This window comes from Rhodoferax sp., assembly GCF_028689295.1.
Lineage (GTDB): Bacteria > Pseudomonadota > Gammaproteobacteria > Burkholderiales > Burkholderiaceae_C > Rhodoferax.
Window position 1 is genome coordinate 1 of record NZ_JAQTWL010000047.1, and the last position, 6034, is coordinate 6034.

A 6034-nucleotide genomic window follows, 5' to 3' on the forward strand; every position below is an offset into this window, starting at 1 on the left:
CCGCCCCTTTGGGCGGGGATTTTTATTCTCCAGAAAAGTGCATTCTTGAGACACGCGGATTAACCAAGGCATTCAAAGGGTTTGTCGCCGTCAGTCATGTCGACCTGCAGGTGCAGCGCGGTCATATTCACGCGCTGATTGGCCCCAATGGTGCCGGCAAAACCACTTTCTTCAACTTGTTGACCAAATTTTTGCCGCCGACCAAGGGCAGCATTTTGTTCAATGGCCAAGACATCACGCTGGAGCAGCCTGCGCAAACGGCGCGACGTGGCGTTGTTCGCTCGTTCCAGATTTCTGCTGTATTTGCACACATGACCGTGCTGGAAAACGTGCGTGCTGCCTTGCAGCGCAATCTGGGAACCTCGTTTCACTTCTGGAAATCCGAGCGCACCCTGCTGCCCTTGCATGCGCGGGCGCGGCAACTGCTGGCCGAGGTTGACTTGCAGGATTTTGCCGATGAACTGACCGTCAATCTTCCTTATGGCCGCAAGCGTGCGCTTGAACTTGCGACCACCCTGGCACTGGAACCTGAGTTGATGCTGCTGGACGAACCCACACAAGGCATGGGGCACGAAGATGTCGATCGGGTCACCCAACTGATCAAAAAGGTGTCTGCCGGACGAACCATCCTGATGGTGGAACACAACATGAATGTGGTGGCCTCCATTGCGGACCGTATCACGGTCTTGCAGCGCGGGGGCATCATCGCCGATGGCTCCTATGCTGAGGTATCGAACAACCCGCTGGTGATCGAGGCCTACATGGGTACCGCCAACACAAGCTTGCAGGGAGCGCATTGATGACCCGCGAATTGCTGCGCATTGAAGACTTGCACGCCTGGTACGGTGAGTCGCACATCCTGCACGGGGTCAACCTCAGCGTCAACGAAGGGGAAGTCGTCACCCTGCTGGGGCGCAATGGCGCGGGGCGCACCACCACCTTGCGTGCCATCGTCGGCTTGACCGGCGCGCGCAAGGGCTCGATCAAGATCAACGGCACCGAAGCAATCACACTGCCCGCGCAAAAAGTGGCCCACCTTGGCATCGGTTACTGCCCGGAAGAGCGCGGCATTTTTGCCAGCCTGACGGCCGAAGAAAACCTGATGCTACCGCCCACGCTGGCACCCGGGGGCATGAGCGTCGAAGAGATTTACACGATGTTCCCAAACTTGCAGGAGCGTGCTGCCAGCCCGGGGACGCGTCTGTCGGGCGGCGAGCAGCAGATGCTGGCTGTCGCGCGCATTTTGCGCACGGGCGCACGGCTGCTGCTGCTTGATGAAATCTCGGAAGGGCTGGCCCCCGTCATCGTGCAAAAACTCGCCGAGGTGATTCTGACGCTCAAGAGCAAGGGCTACACCATTGTGCTGGTTGAGCAAAATTTCCGCTTTGCCGCACCGCTGGCAGATCGTTTTTACGTCATGGAGCACGGCTTGATCGTCAAGCAATTCGCCCAGGATCAATTGGTGCAAAACATGGGTATGCTGCAAGACTATCTGGGCGTTTAAACCCAACCTTTTCCTCGCTTCTCAATCAACAATCAACCACCAGGAGACAACATGAAACTCAAAACCCTAGCCGCCGCCCTCACCATTGGCATGGGCTTCAGCGCCTCGGCGCAAAACACCGGGCCGATCAAGATCGGGTTCATCACCGACATGTCCAGCGTGTACGCTGACATCGACGGCCCGGCCGGCGGTGAAATGATCAAGTGGGCCGCCCAGGACTTCGGCGGCAAGGTTCTCAACCGCCCCATTGAAGTGCTCACCGCGGACCACCAGAACAAGGCCGACGTGGCCAGCTCCAAGGCCCGTGAATGGATCGACAAGGATGGTCTGTCGATGCTGATTGGCGGCACGAACTCCGGCACGTCGCTGGCCATGGCCAAGGTCGCTGAGGAAAAAAAGCGTCCCTTCATCTCGATCGGCGCCGGCTCGGCCCGCTTGACCAATGAAGCCTGCTCGCCTTATACCGTCCATTACGCCTACGACACGGTGGCGCTGGCCAAGGTGGCCGGCACGGCACTGGTCAAGGCCGGTGCCAAGACCTGGTTCTTTCTGACGGCCGACTATGCGTTCGGCTATTCGTTGGAAAGCGATGCCTCGACCGTGGTCAAGGCCAATGGCGGCACCGTTGTCGGCGCTGTACGCCACCCGCTCAATGCTTCCGATTTCTCCTCGTTCCTGCTGCAGGCGCAATCGTCCAAGGCACAGATCCTGGGGATGGCCAATGCTGGCGGCGACTTTACCAATGCGATGAAGGCGGCCAAGGAATTCGGTATCAACAAGACCATGAAGATCGCCGGCCTGCTGGTGTTCATCAACGACGTGCACAGCCTGGGTCTGGCCAACACCGAAGGCCTGCAACTGGCTGACAGCTGGTACTGGAACCAGGATGACGCCTCGCGCAAATTCGCCAAACGTTTCTTTGACAAATACAAGCGAATGCCTTCCAGCGTACAAGCCGCCGACTACTCGGCCGCAACCAATTACCTGAAGGCAGTGCAGACTGCCGGCACGACCGACGCGGACAAGGTGATGTCCACCTTGAAGGGCATGAAGATCGATGACTTCTACAACAAGGGTCAGATCCGCGCTGACGGCCGCATGATCCACGACATGTACCTGTTCCAGGTCAAGTCGCCCAAGGAATCGACCGTGCCATGGGACTACTACAAGACCATGGCCAAGATTCCGGGTGAGCAGGCTTTCACCACGGTGGCCGAATCCAAATGTGCGCTGAACAAGAAATAAGCTGACCAACAAGGCGGCTGGTCGCGGGTGCGGTTGGCCGCTTTTTCAATATATCAGGCATCAACTAACGGGCCTCCATGGAAATTTTCGGTATTCCCCTTCAAGCTTTTCTGGGCCAGTTGATGTTGGGTCTAGTCAATGGCGCGTTTTACGCCATGCTCAGTCTTGGGCTGGCGGTTATCTTTGGCCTGTTGGGCATCGTGAACTTCGCGCACGGTGCACTTTATATGCTGGGCGCCTTTGCCGCCTGGATCATGCTCGACAAATTCGGCATCAATTACTGGTACGCGCTGGTGCTGGCGCCGCTGACGGTGGGTGCGCTCGGTGTCGTGATTGAGCGGCTTTTTCTCAAGCATCTTTACAAAATTGACCCCATTTACGGCTTATTACTCACCCTGGGCCTGGCTTTGATTGCCGAGGGCATCTTCCGCGAGTTGTACGGCGTATCAGGCCAAAATTACAATGTGCCCGAACTGTTGTCCGGCGCCACCAATCTGGGCTTTATGGTGCTGCCGAATTACCGTGCCTGGGTGGTGTTGGCATCGCTGACGGTGTGCCTGGGCACCTGGTATCTGATTGAACGCACGCGCCTGGGCGCCTACCTGCGCGCCGGCACCGAAAACGCCGCGCTGGTGCAAGCCTTTGGCATCAACGTGCCGTTGATGGTGATGCTGACCTACGGCGCGGGTGCGGCACTGGCGGCGCTCGCAGGTGTATTGGCAGCGCCCATCATCCAGGTTAATCCTTTGATGGGCTCCAACCTGATCATCGTGGTGTTCGCGGTGGTGGTGATTGGTGGCATGGGCTCCATCATGGGCTCGATCCTGACCGGTCTGGGCCTGGGTGTGATCGAAGGCCTGACCCGCGTGTTTTACCCGGAAGCATCCAGCATTGTGGTGTTCATCATCATGGTGATCGTGCTGATGATTCGCCCCACCGGCCTGTTTGGCAAGGAGGCCTGAGCCATGAACACTCGGACAGAAAAACCCTCCATGCCCCAGGCTACCAAGCTTCTCAATCTCACTTACGTCGCGTTGTTGCTGCTGGCGCTGGCCGCGCCCTTGCTCGGGCTCTATCCAGTGTTTGTCATGAAGCTGCTGTGCTTTGCTATTTTTGCCTGCGCCCTCAACCTGCTGCTGGGTTTTACCGGTTTGCTGTCTTTTGGCCACGCCGCGTTTTTCGGCTCGGCGGCTTACATTACCGGTTATCTCATCAAGTCGCATAACTTCACGCCGGAATTGGGCATTGTGGCCGGCGTGATTGGTTCAGGCCTGATCGGTCTGGTGGTTGGCTTTGTGGCCATCCGGCGCCAGGGCATTTATTTCGCCATGATCACGATGGCCCTGGCTCAGATCGTGTTTTTCATCTGCCTGCAGGCGCCGTTCACTGGCGGCGAGGATGGCCTGCAGGGCGTGCCACGCGGTGCGCTGTTTGGCCTGCTGTCGCTCCAATCGGACACCACCATGTATTACCTGGTGCTGGCGGTTTTTGTGGCCGGCTTTTTGGCCGTTTCGCGCATTGTGCATTCCCCGTTTGGCCAGGTCCTCAAGATGATCCGTGAAAACGAACCGCGCGCCATCTCGCTGGGCTACCAAGTGGATCGCTACAAGTTGCTGGCTTTCGTACTGTCAAGCGCGCTGGCCGGATTGGCCGGATCACTGAAAACACTGGTTATGGGCTTTGCCACACTCTCTGATGTGCACTGGACGATGTCGGGCGAAGTGATCCTGATGACACTGCTGGGCGGCATGGGCACCTTTTTTGGTCCGGTGGTAGGCGCTGGCATCGTGGTGTCATTGCAGGACACGCTGGCCGACAAGGTTGGCTCGTGGGTAAACGTCATCATTGGCATCATTTTTGTGCTCTGCGTACTGGTTTTTCGCAAAGGTGTTGTGGGTGAATTACAGGCCGCGTTGGAGCGCCGACGCCATGCCACCACCACCCCCAGAACCTGAAAAGGACAAGCGCCGACGTTTACAGCAGCGCCGTGCTGCTGGCACTGTCTTGATTGCGCTGAACGCTCGGGCCTGGTTGACAATCTAGCCATGAAAACCACGCTTTCACTGCGGCACTTTCTGTTGGCCCTGGCCGTGGTGGCTGTCTGGGGCAGCAATTTTGTCGTCATCAAACTGGCGCTGGGGCAGATGCCGCCGCTGCTGTTTGCCACGCTGCGTTTTGCCGTGGTGGTGTTGCCCATGGTGTTTTTTCTGAAGCGCCCGCTGGTTCCCTGGCGCAATCTGGCGGGCTATGGCCTGCTGATTGGGGTAGGGCAGTTTGGCCTGCTGTTTGTCGCCATGAACGGACACATCTCGCCCGGGCTGGCCTCGCTGGTGATTCAGGTGCAGGTGTTTTTTACCATCGGGCTGGCCATGGCGTTGGCTGGTGAAGGCTTGCAGCGCGTGCAGTGGATCGCGCTGGCGCTGGGGGCCAGCGGCCTGGGCGTGATCGTGGCGCACACCGACGGCAGCACCACGCTGCTGGGCCTGGGGCTGATCTTGCTGGCCGCTTTGTCGTGGGCCGGTGGAAACCTGGTGAGCCGTGCTGCCGGGCGCATCAACATGGTGGCTTATGTGGTGTGGTCAAGCCTGTTTGCCGTGCCGCCGCTGTTCATCTTGTCGCTGTGGGTGGAAGGCTGGGACGCCTTGGCGGCCGGTGTGCAGGACGCTGACTTGAGCGCGTGGGCGGCGGTGGCGTGGCAAGCCTGGGGCAATTCGATCTTTGGCTACGCCGCCTGGGGCTGGCTGCTGGCACGCTACAGCGCCGCCACCATCACGCCGATGGCCTTGCTGGTGCCGGTGTTTGGCATGGCCAGCTCGGCCTGGTGGCTGGGCGAGCCGCTGCCACTATGGAAGTTGGGCGCAGCGGCGCTGGTGCTCTCAGGCCTGGCGCTGAACCTGCTGTGGCCGTGGTGGATACGGCGACGCAAATCTTAAGAGAAATTGGCCTCTAGCCCTTGATATATAAGCGCAATATGCTATTATTTTTGATATTCATCAGCCATGAGTTCAATTGCCCTTGATGCCACCGACCTGCACTTGCTGCGCCGGGTCAACCGCCTCAAAGAAGCCGGACTGATCGAGCGCGAGATGGCGATTCTGAGCGTGGACAACGTCGCCAGCGTCATTGGCCATGGCCTGTGCGCGGTGGTGGAGATCACACTGGATCGGCAGGATCAGGCGGCGCTGGAGGGGTTTGAGAAAAAGGTGGCCACTGAGGATGCCGTGCAGCAGTGTTACCGCGTCTCGCCCGGCCCGGACTTCTGCCTGATCGTCCACGCCGCCGACA

General features: G+C 58.9%; 7 protein-coding genes. All 7 read left to right on the forward strand.

The window, feature by feature from the left end; all coding sequences use genetic code 11:
* Positions 1 to 8: 8 nt before the first annotated feature.
* A complete protein-coding gene (locus PHF15_RS16395) occupies positions 9 to 800 on the forward strand; it encodes an ABC transporter ATP-binding protein (RefSeq protein WP_300122882.1) in 792 nt (263 codons plus the stop codon).
* Entirely contained in the window at positions 800 to 1504 is a 705-nt protein-coding gene (locus PHF15_RS16400) for an ABC transporter ATP-binding protein (protein ID WP_300122870.1), read from the forward strand. The genes PHF15_RS16395 and PHF15_RS16400 overlap by 1 nt, the downstream gene beginning before the upstream one ends.
* A gap of 51 nt (positions 1505 to 1555) precedes the next feature.
* Entirely contained in the window at positions 1556 to 2749 is a 1194-nt protein-coding gene (locus tag PHF15_RS16405) for an ABC transporter substrate-binding protein (protein WP_300122872.1), read from the forward strand.
* Between the two features lie 77 nt (positions 2750 to 2826).
* Positions 2827 to 3711 (forward strand): branched-chain amino acid ABC transporter permease, encoded by an 885-nt coding sequence (locus tag PHF15_RS16410; RefSeq protein ID WP_300122874.1) that lies wholly within the window; start codon positions 2827 to 2829, stop codon positions 3709 to 3711.
* Positions 3712 to 3741: 30 nt separating this feature from the next.
* Positions 3742 to 4704: a branched-chain amino acid ABC transporter permease gene (locus tag PHF15_RS16415; protein ID WP_300122884.1), complete on the forward strand. Its 963-nt coding sequence runs from the start codon at positions 3742 to 3744 to the stop codon at positions 4702 to 4704.
* A 90-nt stretch (positions 4705 to 4794) separates the two neighbouring features.
* Complete coding sequence (locus PHF15_RS16420; RefSeq protein WP_300122877.1) at positions 4795 to 5682, forward strand: EamA family transporter; 888 nt, start codon at positions 4795 to 4797, stop codon at positions 5680 to 5682.
* A gap of 66 nt (positions 5683 to 5748) precedes the next feature.
* Positions 5749 to 6034 (forward strand): Lrp/AsnC ligand binding domain-containing protein (locus tag PHF15_RS16425; protein WP_300122880.1); only part of this gene is annotated, 286 nt, incomplete at its 3' end.

Excerpts from the sequence above, each read along its gene's own strand:
- PHF15_RS16410 (WP_300122874.1), top strand. The coding sequence starts at position 2,827 with ATGGAAATTTTCGGTATTCCCCTTCAAGCTTTTCTGGGCCAGTTGATG.
- PHF15_RS16400 (WP_300122870.1), top strand. The coding sequence starts at position 800 with ATGACCCGCGAATTGCTGCGCATTGAAGACTTGCACGCCTGGTACGGT.
- PHF15_RS16420 (WP_300122877.1), top strand. The coding sequence starts at position 4,795 with ATGAAAACCACGCTTTCACTGCGGCACTTTCTGTTGGCCCTGGCCGTG.
- PHF15_RS16415 (WP_300122884.1), top strand. The coding sequence starts at position 3,742 with ATGCCCCAGGCTACCAAGCTTCTCAATCTCACTTACGTCGCGTTGTTG.
- PHF15_RS16405 (WP_300122872.1), top strand. The coding sequence starts at position 1,556 with ATGAAACTCAAAACCCTAGCCGCCGCCCTCACCATTGGCATGGGCTTC.